The 25714-nt window shown below is 66.3% G+C and carries 28 protein-coding genes and 1 tRNA gene; 15 read left to right on the top strand and 14 right to left on the bottom strand.

Going from position 1 to position 25714, the window contains the following annotated elements; all coding sequences use genetic code 11:
• The first annotated feature begins 75 nt into the window (after window positions 1–75).
• The 5 genes from NWF34_RS06065 to NWF34_RS06045 all read left to right on the top strand — a co-directional run bounded on the left by NWF34_RS06065 (window position 76) and on the right by NWF34_RS06045 (window position 3607).
• The gene (locus NWF34_RS06065; protein WP_258324402.1) at window positions 76–1674 is read left to right on the top strand and encodes a regulator; all 1599 of its coding nucleotides are present in this window, start codon (window positions 76–78) and stop codon (window positions 1672–1674) included.
• Window positions 1675–1833: 159 nt separating this feature from the next.
• Window positions 1834–1906, top strand: a tRNA-Asn gene (locus NWF34_RS06060).
• 263 nt (window positions 1907–2169) lie between these two features.
• Window positions 2170–2433, top strand: a complete 264-nt coding sequence (locus NWF34_RS06055) for a hypothetical protein (protein ID WP_258324401.1) — start codon at window positions 2170–2172, stop codon at window positions 2431–2433.
• Window positions 2430–2879 carry a hypothetical protein gene (locus NWF34_RS06050; RefSeq protein ID WP_258324400.1) on the top strand — a complete coding sequence of 150 codons (450 nt, stop codon included), beginning with the start codon at window positions 2430–2432 and terminating at the stop codon, window positions 2877–2879. The genes NWF34_RS06055 and NWF34_RS06050 overlap by 4 nt, the downstream gene beginning before the upstream one ends.
• Before the next feature lie 467 nt (window positions 2880–3346).
• Window positions 3347–3607, top strand: coding sequence for a hypothetical protein (locus NWF34_RS06045; protein ID WP_258324399.1), 261 nt, complete (start codon window positions 3347–3349; stop codon window positions 3605–3607).
• 63 nt (window positions 3608–3670) lie between these two features.
• Here the strand turns inward: NWF34_RS06045 and NWF34_RS06040 are convergent, their stop codons facing one another.
• The 10 genes from NWF34_RS06040 to NWF34_RS05995 form a co-directional block, all read right to left on the bottom strand.
• Window positions 3671–5398 carry an HK97 family phage prohead protease gene (locus tag NWF34_RS06040; RefSeq protein ID WP_258324398.1) on the bottom strand — a complete coding sequence of 576 codons (1728 nt, stop codon included), beginning with the start codon at window positions 5396–5398 and terminating at the stop codon, window positions 3671–3673.
• Window positions 5399–5744: 346 nt separating this feature from the next.
• A complete protein-coding gene (locus tag NWF34_RS06035; protein ID WP_258324397.1) occupies window positions 5745–6011 on the bottom strand; it encodes a hypothetical protein in 267 nt (88 codons plus the stop codon).
• Window positions 6011–6271, bottom strand: a complete 261-nt coding sequence (locus NWF34_RS06030; RefSeq protein ID WP_258324396.1) for a hypothetical protein — start codon at window positions 6269–6271, stop codon at window positions 6011–6013. The genes NWF34_RS06035 and NWF34_RS06030 overlap by 1 nt, the downstream gene beginning before the upstream one ends.
• A 10-nt stretch (window positions 6272–6281) precedes the next feature.
• Window positions 6282–6536, bottom strand: coding sequence for a transcriptional regulator (locus tag NWF34_RS06025; protein WP_258324395.1), 255 nt, complete (start codon window positions 6534–6536; stop codon window positions 6282–6284).
• Window positions 6537–7051: 515 nt separating this feature from the next.
• Window positions 7052–8158 (bottom strand): helicase RepA family protein, encoded by a 1107-nt coding sequence (locus tag NWF34_RS06020; protein WP_258324394.1) that lies wholly within the window; start codon window positions 8156–8158, stop codon window positions 7052–7054.
• Window positions 8155–8478 carry a DUF2742 domain-containing protein gene (locus NWF34_RS06015; RefSeq protein WP_258324393.1) on the bottom strand — a complete coding sequence of 108 codons (324 nt, stop codon included), beginning with the start codon at window positions 8476–8478 and terminating at the stop codon, window positions 8155–8157. The genes NWF34_RS06020 and NWF34_RS06015 overlap by 4 nt, the downstream gene beginning before the upstream one ends.
• On the bottom strand, window positions 8471–8746 hold the full coding sequence (locus NWF34_RS06010) for a DUF6011 domain-containing protein (protein WP_258324392.1): 276 nt from the start codon (window positions 8744–8746) through the stop codon (window positions 8471–8473). Before NWF34_RS06010 ends, NWF34_RS06015 begins: the two co-directional genes overlap by 8 nt.
• An 85-nt stretch (window positions 8747–8831) precedes the next feature.
• The gene (locus tag NWF34_RS06005; RefSeq protein ID WP_258324391.1) at window positions 8832–9032 is read right to left on the bottom strand and encodes an excisionase family DNA-binding protein; all 201 of its coding nucleotides are present in this window, start codon (window positions 9030–9032) and stop codon (window positions 8832–8834) included.
• 464 nt (window positions 9033–9496) lie between these two features.
• Complete coding sequence (locus tag NWF34_RS06000; RefSeq protein ID WP_258324390.1) at window positions 9497–10627, bottom strand: site-specific integrase; 1131 nt, start codon at window positions 10625–10627, stop codon at window positions 9497–9499.
• 313 nt (window positions 10628–10940) lie between these two features.
• A complete protein-coding gene (locus NWF34_RS05995) occupies window positions 10941–11330 on the bottom strand; it encodes a helix-turn-helix domain-containing protein (protein ID WP_258324389.1) in 390 nt (129 codons plus the stop codon).
• Window positions 11331–11441: 111 nt separating this feature from the next.
• Here NWF34_RS05995 and NWF34_RS05990 point away from each other — a divergent pair, with 111 nt between their 5' ends.
• The 5 genes from NWF34_RS05990 (at window position 11442) to NWF34_RS05970 (ending at window position 15291) form a co-directional block, all read left to right on the top strand.
• Window positions 11442–12302 (top strand): SDR family oxidoreductase, encoded by an 861-nt coding sequence (locus tag NWF34_RS05990; protein ID WP_258324388.1) that lies wholly within the window; start codon window positions 11442–11444, stop codon window positions 12300–12302.
• A gap of 82 nt (window positions 12303–12384) precedes the next feature.
• Window positions 12385–13032, top strand: coding sequence for a dihydrofolate reductase family protein (locus NWF34_RS05985; protein ID WP_258324387.1), 648 nt, complete (start codon window positions 12385–12387; stop codon window positions 13030–13032).
• Between the two features lie 52 nt (window positions 13033–13084).
• The gene (locus NWF34_RS05980; protein ID WP_258324386.1) at window positions 13085–13837 is read left to right on the top strand and encodes an isocitrate lyase/phosphoenolpyruvate mutase family protein; all 753 of its coding nucleotides are present in this window, start codon (window positions 13085–13087) and stop codon (window positions 13835–13837) included.
• 122 nt (window positions 13838–13959) lie between these two features.
• Window positions 13960–14403 (top strand): pyridoxamine 5'-phosphate oxidase family protein, encoded by a 444-nt coding sequence (locus NWF34_RS05975; protein ID WP_258324385.1) that lies wholly within the window; start codon window positions 13960–13962, stop codon window positions 14401–14403.
• Between the two features lie 42 nt (window positions 14404–14445).
• Complete coding sequence (locus NWF34_RS05970; protein WP_258324384.1) at window positions 14446–15291, top strand: hypothetical protein; 846 nt, start codon at window positions 14446–14448, stop codon at window positions 15289–15291.
• Window positions 15292–15543: 252 nt separating this feature from the next.
• On the opposite strand, the gene NWF34_RS05965 is transcribed toward NWF34_RS05970, so the two are convergent.
• Window positions 15544–16755 carry a TetR/AcrR family transcriptional regulator gene (locus NWF34_RS05965; RefSeq protein ID WP_258324383.1) on the bottom strand — a complete coding sequence of 404 codons (1212 nt, stop codon included), beginning with the start codon at window positions 16753–16755 and terminating at the stop codon, window positions 15544–15546.
• A gap of 199 nt (window positions 16756–16954) precedes the next feature.
• On the opposite strand from NWF34_RS05965, the gene NWF34_RS05960 reads away from it, so the two are divergent.
• From NWF34_RS05960 to NWF34_RS05940, 5 genes are all read left to right on the top strand, one after another.
• Window positions 16955–17761, top strand: a complete 807-nt coding sequence (locus tag NWF34_RS05960; protein ID WP_258324382.1) for an enoyl-CoA hydratase-related protein — start codon at window positions 16955–16957, stop codon at window positions 17759–17761.
• Between the two features lie 85 nt (window positions 17762–17846).
• A complete protein-coding gene (fadD5, locus tag NWF34_RS05955; protein ID WP_258324381.1) occupies window positions 17847–19451 on the top strand; it encodes a fatty-acid--CoA ligase FadD5 in 1605 nt (534 codons plus the stop codon).
• A gap of 258 nt (window positions 19452–19709) precedes the next feature.
• On the top strand, window positions 19710–20840 hold the full coding sequence (locus NWF34_RS05950; protein ID WP_258324380.1) for an NDMA-dependent alcohol dehydrogenase: 1131 nt from the start codon (window positions 19710–19712) through the stop codon (window positions 20838–20840).
• Window positions 20841–20888: 48 nt separating this feature from the next.
• On the top strand, window positions 20889–21707 hold the full coding sequence (locus NWF34_RS05945; protein ID WP_258324379.1) for a serine hydrolase: 819 nt from the start codon (window positions 20889–20891) through the stop codon (window positions 21705–21707).
• Window positions 21708–21834: 127 nt separating this feature from the next.
• A complete protein-coding gene (locus NWF34_RS05940; RefSeq protein WP_258324378.1) occupies window positions 21835–22353 on the top strand; it encodes a DUF3145 domain-containing protein in 519 nt (172 codons plus the stop codon).
• A gap of 198 nt (window positions 22354–22551) precedes the next feature.
• On the opposite strand, the gene NWF34_RS05935 is transcribed toward NWF34_RS05940, so the two are convergent.
• From NWF34_RS05935 to acpM, 3 genes are all read right to left on the bottom strand, one after another.
• Window positions 22552–24003 carry an acyl-CoA carboxylase subunit beta gene (locus NWF34_RS05935; RefSeq protein ID WP_258324377.1) on the bottom strand — a complete coding sequence of 484 codons (1452 nt, stop codon included), beginning with the start codon at window positions 24001–24003 and terminating at the stop codon, window positions 22552–22554.
• Between the two features lie 72 nt (window positions 24004–24075).
• Entirely contained in the window at window positions 24076–25344 is a 1269-nt protein-coding gene (locus tag NWF34_RS05930; protein ID WP_258324376.1) for a KasA/KasB family beta-ketoacyl-ACP synthase, read from the bottom strand.
• The gene (acpM, locus tag NWF34_RS05925; protein WP_006434904.1) at window positions 25344–25646 is read right to left on the bottom strand and encodes a meromycolate extension acyl carrier protein AcpM; all 303 of its coding nucleotides are present in this window, start codon (window positions 25644–25646) and stop codon (window positions 25344–25346) included. Before acpM ends, NWF34_RS05930 begins: the two co-directional genes overlap by 1 nt.
• Between the last annotated feature and the right edge of the window lie 68 nt (window positions 25647–25714).

Here is a 25714-nt window from a genome sequence, read left to right as displayed (position 1 = left end):
GAAACGATCCAACCCACCCATGCGAGACATCGGCGTCTCGTTTCCCCATCAAACCCCAGCAGTCCGGAGGAATTCATGAGCGCCACCACCGATCCAGCCCCGACCACCGACCCGCCGTCACCGGCTACGACCCCGAAGGTCGCGTGGTGGACGCGCGGAGACACCAACGCCTTCTTCGGTCTCGGTTTCAACATCCTCGTCAACGTGTTGACGTTGACCGGCTTGATGATCGGCGTGATCGGTCTCAGTCCGGACAACGTCCTCGGCACCGTGCTGCCCGCGCTGGGCGTCGCGCTGATCCTGGGCAACCTGTACTACACGTTCCTGGCCCGACGCCTCGCCGCGCGGGAGGGACGCGACGATGTGACGGCACTGCCGTACGGGCCGAGCGTCCCGCACATGTTCATCGTGGTGTTCGTGGTGATGCTGCCGGTGTATCTGAACACCAAGGACGCCATCCAGGCGTGGCAGGCCGGTCTGGCGTGGGCATTCATGATCGGTGTCATCGTCATGATCGGCGCGTTCGTCGGACCCTATGTGCGCAAACTGACGCCGCGCGCCGCGATGCTCGGCACCCTGGCCGGTATCTCGATCACGTTCATCTCGATGCGTCCGGCAGGGCAGATCTGGGAGGCCGCGTGGATCGGTCTGCCGGTGCTCGCGATCATCCTCATCGGCTTCTTCACCGACGTGAAGCTGCCGGGCAACGTCCCTGTCGGACTCGCCGCGCTGCTCGTCGGTACGGCGATCGGTTGGGCAGGCGGGTTCATGTCGGTGCCGGACCTGACCGCGGCGGTGGAAGACATCGCCGTCGGCATCCCGGATCAGCGATTCGATCTGTTGTTCAGCGGTCTCGGTGATCTCGCGCCCCTGCTCGGCACCGCGATACCGCTCGGCGTCTACAACTTCACCGAGGCGATGAGCAATGTGGAGAGCGCCGCGGCGGCGGGGGACAACTACAACCTGCGCAGCGTGCTGCTCGCCGACGGTGCCGGGGCGTGCATCGGTGCGGCGTTCGGGTCGCCCTTCCCGCCGGCCGTGTACATCGGTCATCCCGGCTGGAAGGACGCCGGTGGTCGCGCGAGCTACTCGCTGGCCAGTGGAGCAGCGATCGGTCTGCTGTGTTTCCTCGGTCTGTTCGGGGTGCTGAACTACCTGCTACCGGTGCCGGCGATCGTGCCGATCCTGCTGTTCATCGGCTTGCTGATCGGGGCGCAGGCCTTCCAGGCGGTGCCGCGCCTGCATGCGGTCGCGGTGGTCGCGGCACTGCTGCCGAACCTCGCCGAGTGGGGACGGGGCCTCATCGACAACGCGCTCTCGGCGGCGGGAACCACGGTCGACGAGGTGGGCATGGAGGCGATGAACGGTGCCGGCGTGATCTACGAGGGCCTCAAGACGCTCGGCGAGGGAGCGGTGCTCGTCGGGCTGATCCTCGGCACGATCGTCACCTTCATCCTGGAGAAGAAGTTCCACTTCGCGGCCATCGCCGCGGCGGTCGGGGCGGTGCTCTCGTTCATCGGCCTCATCCACGCGCCGGAGGTGTCGTGGGCGGCCGCGCCCGAGGTCGCACTGGGCTACCTGTTCTTCGGGGCGGTGTGCTTCGCCTACTGGTTCCTGCCCGGTGCGCGGACGCCGGTGGAGGTCGACGAATCCGACGTCGTGGCCTGTCACTGAAGTCGTAGGATCTGCGGCAGTTGTGTCCGGTATTCGGACACAACTGCCGCAACGTCGTATGCCGTTGACCTGCCGTTTTGTCGTCCGGTAGCGGCATGCGCTAGAGTCTGTCCTCGGTTCAAGTGAAGCGCCCGCGGCGCCGAATGAGGGCCGGAGCAATCCCCCATAGCTCAATTGGCAGAGCATTCGACTGTTAATCGAACGGTTACTGGTTCGAGTCCAGTTGGGGGAGCAGAGAAATAGCAGGTCAGGCCCGGTTTCCACCGGGCCTTTTCTGTTTCGTACGGAATACGTGCGGAATGTCCGAGCGGGTCGCCGACATACAAGTCGGCCCCGCTCGGTGCTACGAACACCGTCGGGGCCTCGATCCACGGAGGCACCCGTGAACCGTTCCCGCACTCTATCCCTCGTCGCCTGGTTGGCGACATTCCTGCTCGCGGCCTACTTCGCGCCGCTGGCCGTGATGGCCGCTTGCATCGAACTCGGGTGGCACGCATGAGCGCCCCGACGACCGAGCCGGTCGAGACCCTGATCCGCCACGGGTGGGACGTCTACGAGCAAGACACCGAGTGCAGCCACGCAGAACAGCTCCGCATCGCGCTGTGGCAGCTCGAAGAGGCCGTCGACTACCAGCGCCCCGGCGTCGAGCTGCTGGCTCGCCGCGTCGTGCAGGCGCTGACCATCGCGACCGGCGACGAGGTCGACGAGGTACTCGCCCCTATGCCGGCCGTCGCGGTGTGGTTGGAGTTGAACGTATGAGCAACTCATGGCGTGACTTCGCCGACCAGATGACCGACCGGACGCGCGCTCTACTTGAGACCGCAGAGCTTCGTGGTGAAGATCCCGACGAGCTGAGGCGATTTGCCGAGAGCGTGCTGGACCAGGAGTCATTTCAGCTAGCGTGCAGCACGGTTGCCGACGATCCGAGTATCGCCGAGGTCGACGGGTCGCAGACGACGTGGTTGATGCCTGATGATCGCAACCCCCAGACCTACCGAGAGGTGACGGTTGCGTCGGTGGTCGTCGAAACGGCTGAGGATGACTCGGTCACTGTCGACACGATGGCTGAGGTCGACCTCGATGGAAACCTGCTTCGGTCGTTCCTGTATCTGAGCTCACGCGAGCTGACCACCCTCACCGCTGCCGAGGCCCGGCAGGTTGCCGACCGTCTGCGCGAGGCCGCGGACCTTCTCGACTCCCTGTAGCCCCTGTCCGCAGCCCTGAGGCGGTCGTGGGGTGTGCGCGACACGCACCACCTTCTCCTGCCATCCGGCGCCGGGTTCGACTCCCGGCCAGGGCACTCAGCGCGCACGACCAATTCAACTGTGCGCCCGTCGTTCTCGCGGAGCCCGACGCAAACCAGCCCGCTCGACTCAGCTCAGTCCCTCGCAGTCGACGAGGGCCACCACTCGCGTCGTCGCGAAACACGAGCAGGTGCCACAGCGGTTCCGCCTACCCGTCGGGTCAGGTGGCAATCGGTCGTGGCCGGACGCGATAGGGGCATGGTTGTCGTGGGTCGAACGGGATGGGGTCAACGACACCGGCCCCAGTCTGCCCGTAGGGCAGCCCGTTGGCTATGCACATGGACCCGAGAGGCTGGCTCACCGTCGGCAGCTCATCGCGCATAGTTTCCAGCATCATTCAGGGCATATGTTCTGGTATGCTTTCCAGCATGAAACTAGATGACCTGCCCTCGGTTGACGACATCGAGAACATGACGCCTAACCAGTACAAGACGTACGAGAACATGCTGCGCCGCGCCGCTGCTCGGCAAGGACTTCGCCTCGCGAAGAGTCGTACACGAGACCCGCGTGCCGTCGACTACGGCACCTATATGTTGGTCAACGCCACGACCAACGAGCTCGAGGCATGGGGCCTTCAGTCGGGCTACGGGCTCAGTCTCCACGAGGCCCACCAGCAGCTTCTTAGCTGAAGATGCAACCGCCGAGGGTTGCCCCCGCGCGCGACCTCACCAAGCGCGCGCGGGGGCAGGTCATCAGGCGGCCGCGGTGGCGATGCTGACGATGCCCATCGGCTTGAACACCGACAGACCGAACCGGCTCTCAACACGAGCCCGGACGTAGTTTTTCACGAAATCATCCGAGACGGCGTCAGACCACCTGGTGTCGATCGCGCCGTCGGTGTCGACCGCCAGCGCCGACCCGTCGAGCAGGACCGCGGTCTTGGCCGGCAGGACCGTCGACACGACGGCCTGCACGCCCCACAGCCGGCGGGTGACGGCGTCGATCGGCACGCCGCGGACGTCGGTCGCCCCGCTGGTCGCGGTCAGCAGTTCGATGGCTTCCCAGTCGTCGGCCGACACCGCGAGCACGCCCGGCGTGTAGCCCTGGGATTCGAGCTTGGTGATCGCCTTGCGGATCGACGTCAACGCGTTGGTGGCGAACGCCTGCGACTGAATGCCGCTGGTATTCAACAGGCCTCGCAGATTCGGGGCGGTGCCTGAGCCGTTGATGATCTGGTTTTCCAGCGCGGTCCGCAGACCGTAGAGCATCTCGGACTCGACGAACCCTTCGAGGTTGGAGTTGTCGCTCAGCGTGTAGTGGTCGATCTGCTCCGACACGTGCGCGACGACAACGAGCTTCCCGTCGACCGACTCGACGGTGTAGGTCGACGTCGGCTTGGTGCCACCCGTGGCGACCGGTGCGGCGTTGTTGGTGCGCACCGTCTGACGCAGGTAGCTGTACGTCGCGCTCACGACCCGCGAGGGCAGGACGTCGAGGATCGACTGCGGCGGCCGGCCCTGCTCGGCGATCTCGCTACGCAGCTCGACCGCGGTGGTCCGAGCACCCGAGGCGACGAGTGCCTTGGTCTGCGGGTCGAGCGAGCTACGGGCGATACTGCGCGCGAGGGACTTCGCGCCCTTGCCGGTCAGCGGCAGGTGCCCGGTCTTCGGGCGGTCGCCGTCGTCGTCCCCGGCACGCAACGGCTGGCCGATCGACTTCGCCAGTGCGAGCGCGTCGGAGATCGCGTCCTCGTCGGCCACAGCGGTCTTGAGCTTCTTGTCGAGGTCGGTGGCCTTGGCGGTCGCGGCCTGGACCTGCTCGGCCTCCTCCCCGGTGAGGTCGCGTTGCAGCTTGTCGGCGGTCTCGACGATCTCGGTGATGAGCTTGATCTGTTCGTCGCGGCCCTTGGTCAGAGCCTCGATGCGGGCGGTGCTGGTCATGGTGGTGGTGCCTTTCGTGGCGAGGAGGGTGTCGGCGGCGCGTCGGGCCAGCCAGGACTTGGTCGGGGCAGTGGGACGGGATTTCACGTTGGTGACCAGGGCGCGGTCGTTGGCACCGCGGGCGACGACGGAGACCTCGAGGAGATCCAGGTCGAGCAGCTCGGTGCTGCCGTCGGCCGCCTTCTGAGAGCGGTTGACGTAGTAGCCGATCGACAGGCCCTCGACGCGCCGGCCCTTGACCTGTCGGTAGGCCGCGGCGCCATGTTCGGTGTCGAGGTCGAAGCGGCCCTTGATCGCCAGGCCCTCGTCGGTTTCGCGGGCCTCGACGACCTCACCGACGTAGGCCCGGGGGTCTTCGGAGCGGTGTTCCCAGATGAGCGGGGTGACGCGGCCGGACTTGAGCGCCTTGGCGAATGCGCCGCGGCGGACGACGTCGCCGACAGAGTCGACGTTGTCGAAGCAGCTCGCGAATCCTTCAAAGGTCCCTTCGTCGAGGCCGGCCGTCTTGATGCCCTCGACTTTCAGTGTCTTGTGGTTCATAGATGAATACCCTTTCAGGGCAACAGAATTGGAGTTGAGTCAACAGCTATCGCGCTGGCCGCTTGTCGCTGGCGGGCGATGCTGGATTCGTTCGCGGGCTCGGTGCTGGCGGACACACGCTGTGTGCCGGCCGCGGGAGCTGGCGACGCCTCCGATGTGGAGATTACCAGTGGGCAGCGACATTCCGGCTCACCGAGGCGGCCGGTCGTGCCACAGATCGCGGTCCGCCCAGTGCTCAACCTTGTCCGCGTCGACCCAGATCCACCCGGCAGTCGCAGAGAAAACGAGCCGCTGCGGCGGTCGTGGCGGTTCGTCATCGTTCGGATCTCCCGCGACCAGGACGTCGTCATGCGCCATCGGTGCCGCCCCCCATCGAGAGGTCCAGCAGCGTCAGATCCACGATCTTTCGCGCGGCCTCGAGATCCCCGCCGGTTGCGTAGGCGAGCTGCTCGATCATCGCGACGACGAGCGCGGAGATGATGCCGGCCAGTCCGTTCTCCTGATCGGCGCCGTACGCCTCATCGAGCACCGACCGGGCCGTATCGGAGTCGTCGTCGAGCTGTGCGCGCAGGATACGAGCTGCGCGGAGTCGGTTGGTGGTCTGATCGGTCATCACACGTCCTCCGCGGTGCCGTAGGAACGCAGCCACGCCGGGACGTCATCGACTCCCAGGTGGGCGGCGAGGGCCGTAGCCATGAACAGCGTGTCGAACAGACTGCGCGCCCACATGTCCGCCTGATCGTCGGCCCGCAGCGTCCGAAGCAGGGCCGCGGCGTCATCGCGGCGGCCCTCAGCGAGAAGCGCGACGAGACTGAAGTGGAGGTTGGTCAGATAGTCGGCGCGTTCTGCGCGGCTCTGGTGGTCGATGGTCATGGAATGCTCCTCAATGGTTGATAAATTCGCCGGCCACGACCCAGCCGTGCCAGCGGGTGCGGGGTTCGTTGGTGATCCACTGGCGGCAGGACGGCAGGGCTGGACAGTCGGCGCACACGGCCAGAGCGGCCTCACGGCGGTACTGGCGGATGTCGGGGTGCTCGGACGGCCAGGACGGCTCGAACAGCTCAGCACGGCCACTACAAGCGGCAGTCGTGCCCGCGAGCTCGCGTGTGCCGTCGAAGACCGCGACGAGCAGAGACAACAGGCCAGGTTCGGCCGAGGACGCGTGTCTATTCACCTCGAAAACCCCCCGCGGGGCCGAATCTGAGCGCAGAAAGAGATCGCTCCCCCGGCGGTGTCCGGCCCCGGTGTCGGTAGGGATATCCACCCCCTATCCCTACGTGTAGCGCCCTGCTGCTCGGTGCTCGGTGACTGCATGGTCAGGCGGTTGGTGACGGTCATTGCATTGACCTCCATGTCGGGCACGTGTCGTCGTGGCGGATGGTCATGTGAGGTAGTCCCAGCGCGTCAGTCCACCGTTCGGTCTCGCTGGTGCAGTCCGGGCAGCTGACGTCGAGGGAGGCGATTGTCGCCGGGTCTGCGATGAGGTACTGATGCCTGTTCTTTCGGGCCGCTCGGCGGCGGTCGCGGCGGTTCATCGAACACCTCGTCTCATGTCTCGGTGTCTCGGGTGTCTCACTCTCTCCGCCCTAAGGGGCGGAGAGAGCGTGAGACTGACACCGGTTTGGTGAGAATTCCGTGAGACAGGCGTGAGACTCATGAGACAGCCCCGCCTTTGAAAGCCTGCCGACCGAGTGCGGTACCCACCCACATAGGCCGTTTCTCGGTGCCCGCGTTCTTGATAAACCCCCTGGTCTGGAGGGTTTTGAGGGCGCGGTAGAAGGTGGCGCGGCTGATGTCGGATACGTCCAGCAGGGTTGCTGGGGACATGCCTGCGCTCGTCGAGGCTGTCTCAACCGCGTCCCACAGCTGTCTCACGGAACCCGTGAGACTGAGGGGGTCAGTCTCACCGTCTGATGAGACAACTACGAGGGTCTGTCGGGCGGTCTCTGGGACTCCCGGCATGAGGGTTTCGGACACTGTGTGAGGCACCGCGCGGAAGTGATGCTCACACCCCGACGGGGCGTCTTTGTGCTTCTCGCACGAGATCTTGGCGACCAGATCCGAGCCCTCCATCCGCAGATCCGACCACACGCCGCCATCCCACGCGGTGGAGCCTCGGGGGGTCGAACCGGATCGGCCGGCGTGGTGAATGTCGAGGACCGTGCAGCCCGCGGCCTCTTGGATGCGTTCGGCGGCGGCGATCGCCCGGCCCTGCTCGGTGGCGCTGTTCTCCTCGAGCCCGATCGTGCATTTCGCTCGGGTGTCGAGGACGACGAGTCCGGCGCCGATCTCGCGCGCCATGTCACACGCTTCGCTGACGTCGGCGAAGTTGCCGAGCTGGATTGGACAGGGAAGAACGTAAAGCTGATCGGACAGCCTGTCCGGGTCATAGCCGGACAGTTCACACCACGCCAGGATGCGCGAGCGGAGCCCTGAGGCTCCCTCAGCTGCAACGTAGATGACTTTTTCGGCGCTCGGTACCCGGTGGCCCTCCCACGCTTCGCCGAGAGCCACAGAGCAGCTCATGGCGATCGCAGCGAAGGTCTTGTAGCTGCCGGCTGTGGCCGAGAGCTGCGCCAGGGTGTTGCGGTAGAGAAAGCCGTCGATCAGCGGCTCGGGCGGCGCGAGGTTGCCGAGCTCGTCGAGGGTGAGCAGGCGATCGCGCAGCGGGACGCGCGCCGGTGCCCTGGTTGTCGCGTCGTCTGGAGTGGCTGGGTGTCCGTTCTCGTCGAGTTCGGTTCCGTACTCTGCCAGGCTCATGCGTGCACCTCCCGGCCGATGTAGGCGCCGGACTTCCACGCCTGATCCCGGTCTCGCACACGACGAGCCACAGCCGACCAGTCGGCGGCCTGGGCAACCTCGAGTGCAGCGGCCTTCTGGGCATGGCGGCGGTCGTCGAGGGCGGCGAGTTCTTGCTCGAGGACTGCGAGAGTTCCGGCGGTGAGCACGGCGAGCAGCTTGGCCCCGTCGTCGTCGGGGAGGGCACACCACTCGGGTGACCCGGCTGCGGGTGACGGACCTCCGGCGGTTCCGACGAGGCGCTGCACGTAGGTGCGGACAGCGATGTATCGGTCAGTCATCTCCGGCCACCCGCTTCCGGCATGCGGGGCCGACACCACGGGCGCGAGACCGCTTGGACGTCAACGGTTTTCCGCACACGAGGCACACGACGGCGAGGACGTAACGACCATCACGCAGGGCGGCCAACATCAGCCGGTCGGCCGGTTCGAGATAGTGGTCGAGGTCGATCTCGGTGATAGAATCGACGTCGAGAACACGCCCGCCCGCCTGATTCTCTCGCTCGCCCTCGGTGTCACGGCCGGGGGCGGCGGCATTTCCGGACCTCATTCGACATCACCGCCGATTGCGTCGGCCTGGTGATCGGTGACGCCGAGATCCTCGATCTCGGTGAACTGTTCGTAGTCGGGGCCGCTCATGCTGCACCACCGAACGGGGTCATCGAAGCGTCGACCTCGTTGAGATCGACGCGCATCACCCGGCGGCCATTGCGGTATCCGCGGATTCGGCCGTCCGCGATCATGTTTCGGATTGTGCGGTCAGTTACGCCAAGGTACTCGGCAGCGTCCTGAATAGAGGCCCAACGTCGTGGGCCAGGGAGAGTGGCAGATGCCATGACATGCTCCTGGGCATGGTTGTCGGTTCCCCCTTCGGGTTTCCGGCTCCAGGCCCAATCGGAGCTTCCGCCAACTCAGTGGCATCATGACCTGAATCGACGTTACACCAAATTCGATTAGCTTCTCGGTTTGACGCGCGTCAGAACATCGCGAAGTCGGTAGTCGGTCCACCCGCAGCGGCAGGCGGCCGAAAAGGTCTCATGGTCGGCCGGGTCGTTGCCAGTGAGGACCCCGAACGACCATCGCCGGTCTAAGCGGACTCGGTACGGCGGTTTCTCGTCAGCTTCGATCTGTCGCGTACAGAGAACTCGGTACCCTGGCAGGTCGATCACCTGCCACAAGACCCCCTTGCAGGTGGGGCACCACTCGCGGCCTGCTAAGCATCGCTCCAACAGGCGTCGATTCTTCATCAGGTAGGTGATCTGAGCGGCGATCTCGTCGCCCTGTGGTCCGAAGATGTCTGTCATTTGTCCTGCCCTTCAATGAGTTTCGAGAGCGCCTCGGCGATCTTCTTGTCGCGGCCCTTCGCTGCGTGCTGGTATCTCATCGCGGCCGACACGGTGGAGTGTCCCAGTCGTTGTTGCAGTTCGGCGAGAGTTGCGCCGGTGAGGGCGGCCAGGACGGCGCCGGTGTGGCGGAGGTCGTGGAACCGGAGATCGTCACGGCCGGCCGCGCGCCGGGCGGGGTAGTACCAGCGGTACAGAGACGTCGGTGTCAGGTAGCCGCCGTTGCCGGCCTCGAACAGCAGTGCGTCGCGGCCGCGGCCGACGTGGGTCTCGAGGTGCTCTTCCGCGAGCGGGATCACGTGCGGCGGCATGTGGACGACCCGGACGCCGGCCTCGGACTTCGGTGTCGTCACGACGTACTGTCCGTCTGCACGCCGGACCGCTGCGCGGGTGACTGCCACCGTGCCGCCGACGAGGTCAACGTCCTTGCGGCGCAACTCGATCAGCTCGCCGTATCGCAGCGCGCACCATGCCGCGAGCTGGACCATGAGGCGCAGGCGTTCAGGCATGTTCTCGACGATCGTCGCGAGCTCCTCGACCGTTGCGGGCGTGGTGCGCGACTTGCGTTGTGCGGACCCGGCTCCCTCGACACGGCACGGATTCGCGTCGATGTACTCAGCGCCAACGGCCGAGTTCATGATCGTGCGCATGAGGCTGTATGCGTGCGCGCGCATCGTCGCCTTGTTGGGCAACAGGTGCGCGTGCCACTGGCGGACCATTGCGGGTGTGATCGCGTCGAGTGGCGAGTCCCCGAACTCTGGGATGAGGTGTCTGTCGAGCAGCTCGCGGTAGTGGTCGTGGGTCCGCGTCTTGAGGGGGCGACCCCGAATGGTGCGGGTCTCGAGCCATTCGTCGGCATAGTCTCCGAACAGCGGGCAGGTGCGGTTGTCCGCGGTGGCCGGATTCCAGAGATCCCGGTCGATCTCGCGCCGGCGGTCGGCGAGCCACGCCTCGGCGTCGAGCTTCGTCTCGAACGTCGATGCGGCCTTGTGGAGAGCGCCATCGGGGCCGGTGTAGTTGGCCTGCCAGCGGCCGCTCGGGAGCTTGCGGAGGCCGCCGAATGCGCGCCGAGTGCGTCTCTGTGCCATGCGAAAACCTCTCGGCGTGCGGAATACGTGCAGAATCAGCTTACAGAATGTTCCCGCTTGCTTCCGGGACATTCCGCAGCTACTGTCAGGCGTGTTGGCAGGTCACGGCAGTGAAACCGCTGACAGACGGCCCGATCGGTACTTGGCTCCGTTCACTGGTTCGAGTCCAGTTGGGGGAGCAGAACTAGAGCCCGCCCCTGCGAAAGCAGGCGGCGGGCTTTTTCGTCGGCTCACGCAAACCCACCCTTCTTCCGCAGAATCACCGGCCCGCGGCGGGGTGGAAACACCGAAGAGTGGTGGGTTTGGCGGGGGATCAGGCTTTCGCCCCGTGCCGCTCGTCGTACTCGGCCTGCGACTCGAGGACGGTCGGCATGCTGCCCTGCACCAGATCGATCAACCCTTGCAGCTGATCGGCGACCTGTCGGCCGAGGGGAGTGAGGTGGTACTCGACCTTCGGCGGGATCGCCTCCAGGACGGTGCGCACGATCATGCCGTCGCGCTCGAGATTCTGAAGTGTCTGCGACAACATCCGCTCACTCACACCGTCGACGCGGCGTCGCAGGGCGCTGAATCGATAGTTGCTCTCGCCCAACGCCATCAGGACCAGCGTGCCCCAGCGGCCGGTGACCGTCTGCAGCGTCGACCTCGAGGAGCAGTCGCGCGCGAAGACGTCGGCTTCGAGGGTCGGGTCGTGGTCGGACATGACCACAGGTTACCGAAGGTGACAGCGATTCGCTAACGATCAGTGTTGCACTTACGAAAAGTAAGTGCGTACGGTGTGGGGGAATCGGAACATGAAGCAGGGAGAACAGACATGACCACAGCAGTGACAGGCGCAACCGGACAGCTCGGTGGACTGGCGATCGGCGAGCTGCTCGCCCGGGGAGTGCCGGCCGCGAACATCGTGGCGATCGTTCGGGACGAGGCGAAGGCTGCCGACCTTGCGTCGAAGGGCGTCCAGATCCGGGTTGCCTCCTACGACGATCCGGCGGCTCTGCGCAGTGCGCTGGAACGCGTTGACAAGCTGCTCCTGGTCTCGGGTTCGGAGGTCGGACGTCGAGTTCCTCAGCACACCAACGTGATCGAGGCGGCGGAGGCGAACGGCGTCGGGCTCATCGCGTACACCAGCCTTCTCAACGCCGCCAGGAGCGGACTCGGGTTGGCGCCCGAACACGTCGCCACCGAGAAGCGGCTCGACGAGTCGTCGGTGCCGGCGGTGTTCCTCCGCAACGGCTGGTACTGGGAGAACTACCTGCAGGCCATCGGCCAGGCAGTTGCGTCGGGCACGCTGCTGGGTGCGGCGGGTGACGGCAAGATCGCCGGGGCGGCCCGCGTCGACTACGCCGCGGCCGCCGCCGCGGTCCTCACCTCCGACGCCGATCAGGGCGGAAAGATCTACGAACTCGGCGGCGACGAGAGGCTCACCTCCGCCGAACTCGCGAAGGTGATCGGCGATGTCGCCGGCAAGACCGTCGAATACCGGGATCTTGCCGAAGCCGACTTCGCCAAGGTGCTCGCCGACAACGGCATTCCCGAGCAGTTCGCCGCTGTGCTGGCCGGCTCCGACGTCGGCATCTCCCGCGGGGAACTCGACACCACGTCCGGAGACCTGCAAACCCTGATCGGCCGGTCGTCGACGCCGTTCGCCGAGATCGTGAAGGCTGCCATCGCCTGACGCTGCGCTGCACCGATGAGTTTCGCTGCGGTTTCGAGTCTGTCCTGGTTGGATTGCCCGACGACGACAGGAATGGATGGCCATGCCGCAGTTACTCAGAGTGCAGAACTTCGGGGTCTCGCAGGACGGGATCGGTGCCGGTGAGAATCAGACCTTCGAGAGGCCGTTCGGCGACACTGTCGAACCCTGGGAGCTGATGTCGTGGGCCGGAGCCACCGCGAGCTGGCCCAACCGCACCGACCCCGGCGGCTCGCGGGGACTCGACGACTACTTCACCCGCGACTTCACGCACAACATCGGCGCGGAGATCATGGGCCGCAACAAGTTCGGGCATCAGCGCGGCCCGTGGACCGACCACGACTGGCAGGGGTGGTGGGGCGACGAACCGCCGTTCCACACCCCGGTGTTCGTCCTGACTCACCACCTCCGACCGTCGTTCACCCTGGGTGAGACCACTTTCCATTTCCTCGATGCCACACCGGCGGAGGCAGCCGAGACGGCGAAAGCGGCAGCCGACGGCAAAGACGTCCGGATCGGCGGTGGCGTGAGCACGGTGCGGGAGTTCCTCGACGCCGACCTCATCGACACCCTGCACGTCTCGGTCGCGCCCGTCACGTACGGGAGCGGACTCCGGTTGTGGGACTCGCCGGAGGACCTCGAGGACCGCTTCGAGCATGAAGTCGTCCCGAGTCCCAGCGGAGTCACCCACCATTTGTTCTGGCGGAAGTAGTTTTTCGCCAAGCCCCGGAATGTCTGCTGCGAGCGGGGTAGTTGTAGGGGTCATGACGGAACTAGCCGACAAGGCCGCGACTCTACTCCAACTCCACAAGCCCGGGGACCCGGTGATCCTGCCGACCGTGTGGGACGCATGGTCGGCGAACCTGGCGGTGTCCGCCGGGTTCACCGCACTCACCGTCGGCAGCCACCCGGTGTCCGATTCGATCGGCAAACCCGACAACGAGGGAATCACCTTCGACGAGCTGACGACTCGGATCAAACAGATCACCGCAGCGGTCGACGTCCCGATCTCCGTCGACATCGAATCCGGCTACGGCGAGGACCCCAAGACGCTGATCGACGGCCTCATCGACGCCGGGGCCGTCGGCCTCAACATCGAGGACACCGTGCACAGCGAGGGCGGCCGACTTCGCGAGGCCCAGGAGCACGCCGACTTCGTGGGTGCTCTGCGCGCCGCGTCGGACGCCACCGACGTCCACGTCGTCATCAACGCCCGCACCGACCTGTTCCTCAAGCAGGTCGGCGACGAATCCGACCGCGTCGACCGCGCCATCGCGCGGATGAAGCTCTGCGCGGAGGCCGGAGCCGACGTGCTCTATCCGGTCGGCTTCCACGACGACGCCACGCAGAAGCGGCTTGCCGACGAACTGCCGCTTCCGGTCAACGCCATCGGGCACCCGACCAAGAACAACAAGGCGGCACTCGCCGCGCTCGGCGTCGGACGCGTGAGCTTCGGGCCGCTGTTCCAGAAGGTGCTCGCCGAACGGGCGGCCGAGATCCTCGCTCCCTGGAAGTAGTCCGACGTAGATGTCGCGGATCGTGACGGTCGACGTCACGTTCCGCGACATCTGCAGACCGGCCGGAAACGGTGCCGCGCGAATCCGGCACGAGTGTCGGAGGTCGGGTTTACCGTCGGGACATGGCACTCACCAAGAGCGAACGAGAAGCGTTTCTGGCAGAACCGCATGTCGCGGCGCTGTCTGTGGAAGCCGAACCGGGGAGGGCGCCGCTGACGGTGCCGATCTGGTACCACTACACACCCGGCGGAAGACCGTGGGTGCTCACCGGCACCGAGTCCCGGAAGCTGAATCTCATCCGGGCAGCGGGGAGGTTCACCCTCATGGTCGACGAGGTGTCGCCGCGGCTGAAGTACGTATCGGTGTCCGGCAACGCCGTCGACATGGTCACCGGAACCCGAGACGACCTGCGCGAGATGGCCTCTCGGTACCTCCCGCCTCAGGCCGTCGAACCGTACATCGAGATGGCGGAGAAGGAGCACGGCCCGCAGACCAAGCTGTACCTCGACCCTGAGCAGTGGGTGTCACTGGACCTCGGCAGCCTCGGAGATCTGCCGGTCATATGACGCCGGACACAGTGCCCGACGCGGCATCGCTACATTGAACCCATGCCGAAGCCTCGTCAGACCTCCGACGCCCCCGACGCCACCCCGGCGACGACCGACGTCGAAGATGGCGTGACCCCGCTCGACGGCGAGCAGTTCCTGCAGGCCAACCGCACGAACCGGGAGAAGTTCCGGGCCGAGGCGGAGGCCAGGGCGGCAAAGGCCGCACGCAAGGCGGGGCGTCGTGGGGAAGGAGACGACGCCGTCGTCGAGGGCGAGACCGAGCCGGACAGCACGGAAGCAGGGGCCACGGGGGAGTCCGCTGAGGACCGCACACCCCGCAAGCTCGACCGGAAAGCCGCCACCGGCAAGAACAATCGCTGGACGGGCTGGGCGACCCGTCTCGGCAAGAAGACGTGGGCGGTCGTCGCGTTGACGGCCGTCGCCGTGGTGCTCACGGCGTCGACCGCGGTCCTGGCCGTCGCCTACGTCGACGCCGACCGCCGGGCCGACACCGCGGTCAGTACGATCGACACGACGATCCTCGACACCGCCCGCAAGTACGCCACCGAGATCACGACCTACAACTCGGCCGACTATTCCGACCTCGACCGTCGAATCCGGGAGATCTCGACCCCCGCGTTCACCCAGACCTACATCGAGTCCTCGCAGGACGCCCGACGCGGCTCCACCGAGGCCGAAGCGGTGTCGACCGCGAAAGCCGACAACGCCGGCATCATGTCCCTCGACGAGGGAAAGGCCGTCGTGCTCGTCACTCTCGACCAGACCGTCAAATCGCCGCAGACCGCGAAACAGTTCCCCGAGGGATTCCCGTACCAGTCGCGGGTGAAGGTGACGTTGGTCCAGAACGACGGTCGCTGGCTGATGGACGACTTCGCGGTGCTGTAGGGATGGTTTCGACGCGACGCCTCGCGTCGCTCGGTGTCGGCTCAACCGGCTAGGGGGTGCGGCGAACGGGGTTTCGACGCGACGCCTCGCGTCGCTCGGTGTCGGCTCAACCGGCAGGGGATGGCGAACGGGGTTTCGACGCGACGTCTCGCGTCGCTCGGTGTCGGCTCGACCGGCTAGGGGGTGCGGCGAACGGGGTTTCGACGCGACGCCTCGCGTCGCTCGGTGTCGGCTCAGGAGCGGGGCTTCGACTCAGTCGTTCTCGCCCAACAGAATTCGCGTCGACAGCGCCTCGATGCGCTCTGGGGAGGGTTGTGGTCTCAATCGCGTCAGGTCGGTGACGACGTTGAGCGCGGCGTGCACCAGAAACCGGGCGTGGGTGATCGAGAGACTCTCGCGTTCCCGGCTCACCCAGGTCGCCCACTCTTCCACGGTGATGCGCTGCTGGTTGCGCAGCGCGTTCCGCGCCTCCGGGGTGGCGTGGCCGATCTCGGTCTCGTAGACGCTGATCAGATCGGTTGTGCTGCAAGTCAACCGGACGTATCTGTGAACCATGCCGACGATTGCCTCGCGTGGTGTCGTCGAGTTGGCCAGGGCGTCGGAGATGGCGCTGGTGACGCGATCGGTCGCCCGCCAGAACGCGGCCTCGAGTATGGCGACCTTGCTCGGGAAGTGGCGGTACACGCCGGATGCCGGTAGGTCGGCGGCATGTGCGATGTCTTCGATGGTCACGTCGCGGAATCCGCGGGCCGCGAAGAGATTGATCGCCTCGGTCAGGATGATCTCGCGCTTCGCGGCCGGCGCGAGGCCGTGAACGCCGGCGGCCACCGGTTCCACCGGATCTGGGAGGTCGACGTCGAGCAGGCTCATCGCGGCGTCGGGAATGAGGCTGGTGACCTCACGGGCGGGCAGCGAGGCGCGGTGGGTCGTCGGGCTCGCGGCGACGCTGGTCATCGCGGCGACGATCAGATTGGCGTCGGTGTCCCCGAGGTCCGGCCGGCGGCGTTGCGCAGCCGCTCGGACACGCCGGTGCTGATGGACGACGACATCCCGGACGATGGCGCGATCGTCCGGCTCGAGATACCGGGACTCCCACCGGTAGAGGCCACCCTTGCGACGGTTCTCGAACGAGGCGGCCGTGATCGCCACGAGAAGGGCGTGCAGCTCGTCGTCGCCACCGGTCTCCACCGCGTCGAGCGCCGACCGCAGCGACTGCGCGAGCACGGCGGTCGTCTCGGCGAACAGCGCGTACTTGTTCGGGAAGTGCCGGTACAGCGCGGGCGCGGAGATCCCGACCGCGTCGGCGATGTCCTCGAGCCGGACCGCGTGATAGCCGCCGTCGCTGAATGCCTTGGCCGACGCGTCGACGATGAGGCGTCTCCGGTCGGCGGGGCGGCGGCGTCGGGTGCCCGGAGCATCGGTCTGGGACGTCTCGGAAGGCGGCGTCCCCGGGCGCACGGTCATGGCGACCCACTCTAGCCGGATACGACGTTCACGAGACGCATTCCGGTGCTACGACCGAAAAGTCCAGGAAGAATCGTTGGACCGTGAAAATAAGTTAACCAGGATTCTCGTGATCTGCGTCGCACTGTGGTAGTAATCTAGGCGATGGCACAGATGGGATCACCTGTGTCTATCTGTCCGGTCACCAGTGGGGAGAACAGTGAGCGACGAGACCAGCCAGAGCGCAATCGTGACCTCGGTCGACGACCGCGGGGTTGCGCGGCTGACGATTTCCCGCCCGGGGAAGATGAACGCTCTCGACACCGAGGCGAACCTCGGCATCAGGGCTGCGATGGAGCAGTGGTCGTCGAGTGACGACGTCCGGGTCATCGTGATCGACGGTGCGGGCGGAAGCTTCAGCGCCGGGGCCGATGTCGTCTCCATCAACTCGCAGTCGACCGCCAACGGCTCGTCGGGGCTCGACCCCGACCAGGCCCGCGGAATCATCTCCGCCGGTTCCGAACTCGTGCGCGCGGTGCGGTCGGTCCAGGTGCCGGTCATCGCCTCCGTCGACGGACCGGCTGCGGGAATCGGCGCCTCGCTGGCTCTGGCCGCCGACCTCATCTACACGACGCAACGGTCCTACTTCCTGCTCGCCTTCATCAACATCGGTCTGATGCCCGACGGTGGCGCGTCGATGCTGTTCACCTCGGCCGTGGGCCGGGTCCGCGCCAATGAGCTCGCTCTCCTCGGTGAGAAGCTCCGCGCGCCCGAGGCTCTCGCCGCGGGCCTGGTCAACGGGGTCTACGACGATCGCGCCGCACTCGACGAAGCTGTCGACAAGGTCGCCGCGAAGCTGGCCGGCAAGAGCCGCTCCGCGCTGCGCCTGACGAAGTCGGCCCTCGACGCACACACGATGTCCGGCTTCGAAGCGGCCATCGAGCGGGAACTCGAAGGCCAGACCGAACTGCTGCAGTCGCCAGAGTTCCAGGCCGCCATCGCCGCCTTCGCGGGCGCCCAGAAGTGAACCTCGGCACACGCCGAACACTCACCACCACACACGTTTTCACCCATCGCTCGACACGATGAAAGACAACAAGGAGACCGATCGTATGACCGCGACCGTCGACACCGTCACCGACCTCGCCACCGAGCCGCTGCGCTCGCGCCGCAACCACTGGAACAACCAGGTCAAGCGCCACGCCTTCATGAACCCCGACGGCCCGGCCCTGAAGTTCCTCGGGAAGGTCACCACCTGGAAGGAGCTCGACGAACGGACCCGCGCCTTCGCCGCGGCGCTGACCCGTCGCGGCGTCCAGTTCGGTGACCGAATCCTCATCGTCCTGCTCAACCGCACTGAGTATGTCGAAGCGACGTTGGGTGCCAACCTGATCGGCGCCATCCCGGTGCCGGTGAACATCCGCATGAGTCCCGCCGAGATCGCTTTCCTGGTCAACGACAGCGGCGCCAAGGTCGTCGTCACCGAAACCCTGCTCGCCCCGCTCGTCGATGCCGTCGCGGCCTCGACCAACGCGATCGACCACATTGTCGTCGTGGGGGGATCCGACAAGGACAACCACCTCGATTACGAGGCGCTCGTCGCCGAGGACTCTTCGGATCTGCCGGAGATCGACGTCCCCGAAGAAACCGTCGCGCTGATCATGTACACCTCGGGCACCACCGGAAAGCCCAAGGGCGCCATGCTCACCCACACCAACCTGCAGGCGCAGGCAGCCACCTGCATGCAGGCGCTGCACACCCGGTCCGACGACATCGGCTCGTGCGTCGCGCCGATGTTCCACATCGCCGGTCTCGGTGCCATGACGCCGCTGTTCTACATGGGGGCGCTGTCGGTCATCCACCCGCTCGGAGCGTTCGACCCGAACGACATGCTCGACACCATCGAGCGAGAGGGCACCACCTCGATCTTCCTGGTGCCGGCCCAGTGGCAGGCCGTCTGCGCCGCACAGCAGGCCAAGCCGCGCGATCTGAAGCTGCGCGTGATCAGCTGGGGCGCGGCCCCGGCCTCGGACACCGTGCTGCGCGCGATGAACGAGACCTTCCCGGACGCGCTGAACGTCGCGGTCTTCGGCCAGACCGAGATGTCGCCGATCACCTGCGTGCTCGAAGGCAAGGATGCCCTGAACAAGATCGGTTCCATCGGCAAGGTCGTGCCCGCGGTGACCGCGCGCATCATCGACCCGGAGGGCAACGACGTCGCCCAGGGTGAGGTCGGCGAGATCGTCTACCGCGGACCCAACATGATGAAGGGCTACTGGCAGAACGAGCAGGGCACCGCCGATGCTTTCGCCGGCGGCTGGTTCCACTCCGGTGACCTCGTGCGCCAGGACGAGGACGGCTTCATCTACGTCGTGGACCGTGCCAAGGACATGATCATCTCCGGCGGCGAGAACATCTACTGCGCCGAGGTCGAAAACGTGCTGTTCGGTCACCCGAGCATCAGCGAGGCCGCGATCATCGGTCGCGCGCACGAGAAGTGGGGCGAGGTTCCGGTCGCGGTCGTCGTCCCCGCCGAAGGCGTCACCGACCTGACCCTGGCCGACCTCGAGCCGTACCTGAACGAGAACCTGGCCCGCTTCAAGCACCCCAAGGACCTGGTCATCGTCGAGGAACTGCCGCGCAACGCCGGTGGCAAGGTCGTCAAGCCGGCCCTGCGTCAGACCTACGGGTCCAAGGACGCCGGTCTGGCCGACTGACCGCTTCGATCGTTTCTTCGGCCCGTCCGGGCCCGCGCTGATCGGCGCACACACTCCGATCTGGGCGCGTGTTCCCACGCGCCCAGGTCGCCGTGTTTCCAGTGTCTCGACGGTCCGTCGAACGGCGTCGGGAGACGATGGAACACGGACTAGAACACGTTCCAATTTTGTGGTTGAGTGACTACAGTCACAAGCGTCGGCAACGACGCGGGTAGACCTCCCGGGGCGAGACGTTGCCGGGTCGAACGGAGGAGATCAGTGAAGACCAAAGGTGCGCTGCTGCGCGAGAACAACAAGCCGTGGGCGATCGAGGAGATCGAGATCGGTGACCCCAAGGCGCACGAGATCAAGATCAAGATGGAAGCAGCAGGCATGTGCCACTCCGATCACCATCTGGTGACCGGTGGCATCCCCATGGCGGGTTTCCCGATCCTGGGTGGGCACGAGGGTGCCGGCGTCGTCGCCGAGATCGGCGAGGGCGTCACGGACTTCGAGGTCGGCGATCACGTCGTGCTCTCGTTCATCCCGTCCTGTGGCAAGTGTCCGTCGTGCCAGTCGGGCATGGCCAACCTGTGCGACTTCGGCGCCATGCTGCTGCAGGGCGAAGCGGTGTCGGACAACACCTTCCGCATCCAGACGGCAGCCGGCGAGAACGTCTACCCGATGACCTTGCTGGGCACCTTCGCGCCCTACATGGTGGTGCACGAGGCGTCGGCGGTGAAGATCGACAAGGACATCCCGTTCGAGGTCGCCGCGCTGTGCGGCTGCGGCATCCCCACCGGCTACGGCTCGTCGACCCGCAGCGGTGACGTCCGTCCCGGCGAGGACGTGGCCATCGTCGGCGTCGGCGGCGTCGGCACCGCCGCACTCCAGGGCGCGGTCATCTCGGGTGCCCGCAACGTGTTCGCCATCGACCCGGTGGAGTGGAAGCGTGAGCAGGCGTTGAAGTTCGGTGCCACTGCGGCGTTCGCATCGGTCGAAGAAGCTGCCATGGCGATCGCGGAGACCACTCACGGCGGCATGTGCCAGAAGGTGATCGTCACCGTCGGTGAGGTCCACGGCAAGGATGTCGATCTGTGGATGGGGATCACCGGCAAGGGCGGCACCTGTGTGCTGACCGGCATGGGCAACATGCTCGAGAGCGACGTGACCCTCAACCTCGCGATGCTGACGCTGCTGCAGAAGAACCTGCAGGGATCCATCTTCGGCGGCGCCAACCCGAAGCTCGACATCCCGAAGCTGCTGTCGATGTACAAGATCGGCAAGCTCAACATCGCCGACATGATCACCCGGCAGTACCGCCTGGACCAGATCAACGAGGGCTACCAGGACATGCTGGAAGGCCGCAACATTCGCGGTGTCATCCGCTACACCGAAGAGGATTGGTGAGCCCTGTGCCCACCGGCCGGCACGCGTCCACGGGTAACGTGACCCGATGTGTCGGTCCTTGAATCTCTGACGGAATGGCCCGTCGACAATGTGTCGGCGGCGATCATCACCCGCGACGGGGTCGCCGAGGAATTCGGCGACCCCGCTCGCGTCTACGAGCTCGCCTCGGTCACCAAACTCCTCGTCGCGGAGGCGGTTCTGGTGGCGGTCGAGGAGGGGGCCGTCGAACTCGACGACCCCGCCGGTCCGCCCGGTGCCACTGTCGCGCATCTCCTGGCCCACGCATCGGGACTCGCCTTCGACTCGCGGGACATCGAGGCGAGGGTCGCGGAGAAGCGCATCTATTCGAGTGCGGGGTTCGAGATCCTGGCCGAGACCGTCGAACAGGCGGCGGGCATCGCGTTTCCGGAGTACCTCGCCGACGCCGTCAGCGCGCCTCTCGGACTCGACTCGACGGAGCTCCACGGACCGGCCGGCCACGGTGCACGATCCAGCACCGCAGATCTGGCCCGTTTCGCGCAGGAGCTCCTCGTACCGCAGATCCTCGCCCCCGAGACACTCGCCGACGCGACATCGGTGCAGTTCCCGGGACTCGACGGGTTCGTGCCGGGATACGGGAGGCATCGTCCCAACGACTGGGGCCTGGGCTTCGAGATCCGGTCGAAGAAGTCTCCGCACTGGACCGGGGCGGGCAACTCGCCGCGGACTTTCGGGCACTTCGGCCAGGCCGGGACTTTTCTCTGGGTCGACCCCGATCTGCAGGCCGCCTGCGTCGTCCTCACCGACCGGTCGTTCGGATCGTGGGCGAAGCCGTTGTGGAGTGAGTTCAACGATCGAGTCGTCAGTGAACTTTCGTCACAGAAATGAAGTTTTCTCGCACGAGAAACTAGCGCAACACGTGCATCTTGAGGCACAATAAATCCCACGAGTGTGATATCCGGAGTCGCGAGGTGTGTTGGGGAAGACGTTCCTCGTCGACAACGGAGGTGAAAAGGTGCGCAATCTGAACCAGTTTGCGGACATGACAACGGGAGTGGTCTACATCCACTCGGCGCCGGTGGCGCTGTGCCCGCATGTGGAGTGGGCTCTGTCGTCGACCCTGAATGCACGCGCGAACCTGAAATGGTCGGCACAGGACGCCGAGCCGGGTATGCAGCGTGCGACTGTCGACTGGGCGGGGCCGGTGGGGACAGCGGCACGTTTGGTGACCGCTCTGCGCGAGTGGTCGGCGCTGCGGTTCGAGGTCACCGAGAACCCGAGCGAGGGAGTCGACGGCGAACGCTACAGCTACGTGCCGGGTCTCGGGCTCTGGCGCGGATCGACCAGCGCCAACGGCGACGTCATCGTCGGCGAGAACCAACTGCGCTCGCTGATCGAATCGCAGCCCGACAGTGCCGGTCTCGCCGGCGAACTCGAAGCCGCCCTCGGCACGGCCTGGGACGACGCCCTCGAGCAGTACCGCATGGGCGGTGCCGGGGCCGAGGTCACCTGGCTGCAGCAGCGGGTGGGCTGACCCTCCGCAAGCTCCGGGCGCTCCTCAGGGAGCGAAGAGGCGCGCCCTCCGCATGCTTCGGGCGCTCCTCAGGGAGCGTGAACTTCCCAGGGAGCGCGGTGAGTACATCCCGCGATCTCAGGGACATACGAGAAACGCCACCGGTGAGAACCGGTGGCGTTCTTCGTACGTCTGTCGACGTGTGTGTCCGTCAGGCGGTCACAGGGGAATGTTCTTGTGCCGACCGCGTCGGGCTGGTGCGGCCGCGAGTGCCTCGGCGATGATGCTGCGCGTGCGGGCCGGGTCGATGATCTCGTCCACGACGCCGATCGACTGGGCCCGTCCCACGCCACCGGCGATGGCCTCGTGCTCGGCGGCCAGACGATCGTGGAGGGCTTCACGCTCATCGTCGGGTGCGGCGGCGAGTGCCTTCTTGTGCAGGATGCCCACAGCGGCCTTGGCACCCATGACGGCGACCTCGGAACCGGGCCAGGCGAACACCGCGGTGGCACCGAGCGCACGCGAGTTCATCGCGATGTAGGCGCCGCCGTAGATCTTTCGGGTCACGAGCGTGACGCGGGGAACCGAGCACTCGGCGAAGGCGTGGAGCAGCTTCGCGCCGCGGCGGACGACACCGTTCCATTCCTGGCCGACACCCGGGAGGTAACCGGGGACGTCGGTGAGGACGATGAGGGGGATACCGAAGGCGTCGCAGAGGCGGACGAACCGGGAGGCCTTCTCAGCGCTCTCCGAGTTCAGGCAGCCACCCATGCGCAGCGGGTTGTTGGCGATGACGCCGACGCTGCGGCCCGAGAGCCGACCGAATCCGACGACGATGTTCGGCGCCCACTTGGCCTGCAACTCTTCGAAACTCGAGATCTCGGTCTCGCCGTCGGCGGCCAGCGCCGTGTCGAGCAGCTTCTCGACGACCGGGTGGACGTCATAGGCCCGACGGGCGGATTCGGGCAGCAGGGCCTTGAGGTCGGTGTCGCCGGCGGCGGCCAGCTCACGGTTGAAGTGGCCCTGCTGGGTGAAGGTCGAGACGAGACGGCGTGCGCGCCACAAGGCGTCGGGCTCGGAATCGGCCACGATGTGGCAGACACCCGACTTCTTGCCGTGTGTGGTGGGACCGCCGAGCGACTCCATGTCGACGTCCTCGCCGGTGACGCTGCGGACGACATCGGGTCCGGTGACGAAGACGCGACCGGCCGGAGCCATGATCACGATGTCGGTGAGGGCGGGCCCGTAGGCCGCGCCGCCGGCCGCGAAGCCGACGACCACGGAGATCTGCGGGATGTACCCGGAGGCCCGGACCATCGCCTCGAAGACCTGACCCACCGCGTGCAACGCCTCGACACCCTCGGCGAGGCGTGCGCCACCCGAGTGCCAGATACCGATGACCGGCGCCTGCTCGGAGATGGCGGTGTCGATGGCGTTGACGATGTGAGCACACCCGACGACACCCATGGCACCGCCCATGACGGTGCCATCGGTGCAGTAGGAGACCGTGCGAACGCCGTTGACCAGGCCGACAGCGGCCTGGACACCGGACTTGTCGCGAGGGTGCAGCAACGACATGGTGCCTTCGTCGAAGAAGTTCGTCAGCCGCAACAGGGGGTCGCGGGGATCGGCGGCTTCTTCGCGGCCGGGCATGGGAGCCAAGGTCGTCATCGCAGTCTCCTCCAAGGGTGTCGGGGCGTGTTCGTCTCGGGCGCTACCGAGGTCGGCGAGGAGGCCGAGGACTCAGTAGCGACCGAAGGCGAGCGCCACGTTGTGCCCACCGAAACCGAACGAGTTGTTGATCGCGTAGTCGATCTGTCCGTAGCGGGGTTCACCGTGGACGACGTCGATGTCGCATTCCGGGTCTTGGTTCTCGAGGTTGAGGGTCGGCGGGATGACGCCTTCCTCGACGCTCTTGATGGTGAGGACCGACTCGAGAGCACCGACGGCACCGATCGAGTGTCCGAGAGCGGACTTCGGTGCGTACACCGCGGCATGCTGACCGATGGCGGCGATGATGCCCGCGGACTCGGCGGTGTCGCCGATCGGGGTCGACGTCGCATGCGCGTTGATGTGGGTGATGTCGGACTTCTGGAGACCGGCGGTCTGCAGGGCGCGAGTCATCGCGCGGGCATTGCCCTGACCGCTGGGATCCGGGGCCACCAGGTGGAATCCGTCGGAGGTGATGCCGGAGCCGAGGAGGCGCGCGTGGATGTGCGCACCGCGGGCACGAGCGTGCTCCTCGCGTTCGAGGATGAGCATCGCGGCACCTTCGCCGAAGACGAAGCCGTCGCGGTCCTTGTCGAACGGACGAGAGGCGGCTGCGGGGTCCTCGTTGCGGGTGCTCATGGCACGCATCATCGAGAATGCCGCAATCGGCACCGCGTCGATGTGTCCCTCGACGCCACCGGTGACGACCATGTCGGCGTCACCCATGACGATGTGGCGCCACGCGTGTGCGATCGCCTCGGCACCCGACGAGCACGCCGAGACCGGGGTGATGACGCCTGCGCGGGCGCCGACGTTCAGACCGACGACGGCGGCCGGACCGTTGGGCATGGCCATCGACACGGCGAGCGGGGACACCTTGCGGTAGTTGCCGGTGCTTTCCATGGCCTTGACGGCGTCGACCATCGCGTCGCCGCCACCCTGACCGGTGCCGACGACCACGGCGAGACGGTCGGGGTCGACCTCGGGTTCGCCGGCCTGGGTCCAGAGACGCTTGCTCAGCACGTGGGCGATGCGCTCGACGTAGGCCATCCGGCGGGCCTCGACTCGGGTGACCTCGTCGGTCGGATCCTTCAGCAGACGACCGCCGATACGAACCGGCAGGTTGTACCTGGTGATGAAGTCGTCGGTCAGGACGCGGATGCCCGACTCACCCGCCAGCAGTGCTTTCCACGTCGAGTCGAGATCTTCGCCGAGCGAGGTGGTCGCCACCATGGAGGTGACGACCACGCTCGGGAAGTTCCCACCCAGCGTCGAGTAGTCGCGGAGGGAGGGGGAGCTCATCAGTTCTGGTCTGCCTCGACCTGAGCCTTGATGGCAGCCGCAGCCTCGGGGTTCTCGCTCTCGAGCTTCTGGATGTACGAGACGGCGTCGCCGACGGTGCGCAGACCGGCCAGGTCCTCGTCGGGGATCTTCACGCCGTACTTGTCCTCGGTCTGGACGGCGATCTCGACCATGGACAGCGAATCAATGTCGAGGTCGTCGACGAACGACTTCTCGAGGGTCACCTCGGACGGCTCGATGCCGGTGACTTCCTCGATGATCTCGGCGATGCCGGCAATGAGTTGTTCCTGGGTGGCAGCCACTGTGTGGTTCCCTTTCCGTGTATCGGGTAGATGAGTTTCCGGAGCGCAGGACGGACCCGAGAGAGTCC

Origin of the sequence: Gordonia sp. GONU (assembly GCF_024733855.1) — a bacterium.
In the GTDB taxonomy this organism is placed as follows: Bacteria; Actinomycetota; Actinomycetes; order Mycobacteriales; family Mycobacteriaceae; genus Gordonia; species Gordonia amicalis.
This window is presented reverse-complemented; position numbering and strand designations above follow the sequence as displayed.

Bases quoted from the DNA above. Each gene is read 5' to 3' on its own strand.
- NWF34_RS06005 (WP_258324391.1), bottom strand. From the start codon at position 9,032: ATGGCATCTGCCACTCTCCCTGGCCCACGACGTTGGGCCTCTATTCAG.
- NWF34_RS05965 (WP_258324383.1), bottom strand. From the start codon at position 16,755: ATGACCGTGCGCCCGGGGACGCCGCCTTCCGAGACGTCCCAGACCGAT.
- NWF34_RS05985 (WP_258324387.1), top strand. From the start codon at position 12,385: ATGCCGCAGTTACTCAGAGTGCAGAACTTCGGGGTCTCGCAGGACGGG.
- NWF34_RS05995 (WP_258324389.1), bottom strand. From the start codon at position 11,330: ATGTCCGACCACGACCCGACCCTCGAAGCCGACGTCTTCGCGCGCGAC.
- NWF34_RS05970 (WP_258324384.1), top strand. From the start codon at position 14,446: ATGCCGAAGCCTCGTCAGACCTCCGACGCCCCCGACGCCACCCCGGCG.
- NWF34_RS06030 (WP_258324396.1), bottom strand. From the start codon at position 6,271: ATGACCATCGACCACCAGAGCCGCGCAGAACGCGCCGACTATCTGACC.
- NWF34_RS06050 (WP_258324400.1), top strand. From the start codon at position 2,430: ATGAGCAACTCATGGCGTGACTTCGCCGACCAGATGACCGACCGGACG.
- fadD5 (WP_258324381.1), top strand. From the start codon at position 17,847: ATGACCGCGACCGTCGACACCGTCACCGACCTCGCCACCGAGCCGCTG.
- NWF34_RS06040 (WP_258324398.1), bottom strand. From the start codon at position 5,398: ATGAACCACAAGACACTGAAAGTCGAGGGCATCAAGACGGCCGGCCTC.
- NWF34_RS06055 (WP_258324401.1), top strand. From the start codon at position 2,170: ATGAGCGCCCCGACGACCGAGCCGGTCGAGACCCTGATCCGCCACGGG.
- NWF34_RS06020 (WP_258324394.1), bottom strand. From the start codon at position 8,158: ATGAGCCTGGCAGAGTACGGAACCGAACTCGACGAGAACGGACACCCA.
- NWF34_RS06010 (WP_258324392.1), bottom strand. From the start codon at position 8,746: ATGAGGTCCGGAAATGCCGCCGCCCCCGGCCGTGACACCGAGGGCGAG.
- NWF34_RS06065 (WP_258324402.1), top strand. From the start codon at position 76: ATGAGCGCCACCACCGATCCAGCCCCGACCACCGACCCGCCGTCACCG.
- NWF34_RS05990 (WP_258324388.1), top strand. From the start codon at position 11,442: ATGACCACAGCAGTGACAGGCGCAACCGGACAGCTCGGTGGACTGGCG.
- NWF34_RS06035 (WP_258324397.1), bottom strand. From the start codon at position 6,011: ATGACCGATCAGACCACCAACCGACTCCGCGCAGCTCGTATCCTGCGC.
- NWF34_RS06000 (WP_258324390.1), bottom strand. From the start codon at position 10,627: ATGGCACAGAGACGCACTCGGCGCGCATTCGGCGGCCTCCGCAAGCTC.
- NWF34_RS05935 (WP_258324377.1), bottom strand. From the start codon at position 24,003: ATGACGACCTTGGCTCCCATGCCCGGCCGCGAAGAAGCCGCCGATCCC.
- NWF34_RS06015 (WP_258324393.1), bottom strand. From the start codon at position 8,478: ATGACTGACCGATACATCGCTGTCCGCACCTACGTGCAGCGCCTCGTC.
- NWF34_RS05975 (WP_258324385.1), top strand. From the start codon at position 13,960: ATGGCACTCACCAAGAGCGAACGAGAAGCGTTTCTGGCAGAACCGCAT.
- NWF34_RS06045 (WP_258324399.1), top strand. From the start codon at position 3,347: ATGAAACTAGATGACCTGCCCTCGGTTGACGACATCGAGAACATGACG.
- NWF34_RS05930 (WP_258324376.1), bottom strand. From the start codon at position 25,344: ATGAGCTCCCCCTCCCTCCGCGACTACTCGACGCTGGGTGGGAACTTC.
- NWF34_RS05980 (WP_258324386.1), top strand. From the start codon at position 13,085: ATGACGGAACTAGCCGACAAGGCCGCGACTCTACTCCAACTCCACAAG.